This is a genomic window from Lactobacillus nasalidis (assembly GCF_016587775.1).
Taxonomy (GTDB): domain Bacteria; phylum Bacillota; class Bacilli; order Lactobacillales; family Lactobacillaceae; genus Lactobacillus; species Lactobacillus nasalidis.
The window spans coordinates 1-482 of record NZ_BOCG01000177.1; the positions used below are offsets into that span (position 1 = coordinate 1).

Annotated in this window: 1 protein-coding gene; it reads left to right on the plus strand. The window is 43.4% G+C overall.

All coding sequences use genetic code 11. The annotated features are described in order from the left end of the window. Positions 1-482 (plus strand): transposase (locus lacNas_RS03200; RefSeq protein ID WP_201346582.1); only part of this gene is annotated, 482 nt, incomplete at both ends.

The window sequence follows — 482 nt, forward strand, 5'->3', positions numbered from 1 at the left end:
GTTCCAAAAGATCAATGGCGTGGCTTCAAGCTGAGCGAAAAGCCTTTGTCAGATGAATTTGGCGTTGTCAGCTACTTCAAAGAAAATGGCCGTTATTACGTTGCCATCCCGTATAAGATCAAGGCTGAGGATGTTAAGCTGCCAGACAAAACAGGCAAAGCTACCGCGGTTGACGTCAATGTTGGTCACTTTGATTATACGGGTGGCCGGGTGAACGTACTGCCTAAGAAGCTTGATAGAATTTATAAAAAAATCAAGCACTATCAAAGGCAGCTAGCTAAAAAGCAAGTCAAAAATGGAGAAGCTGCTTGCGAAAGCAAGAATTACTTGAAGACGAAAGCCAAGCTTCAAGCATGCTATCGCAAGGCAGGTAATATCCAAAATGACTTGATGCAGAAGTTTACGACTAAACTGGTTAATGACTACGACAAGATCGTGATCGAAAATCTGTCAGTTAAGGGCATGCTGATGAGCCACGTAGC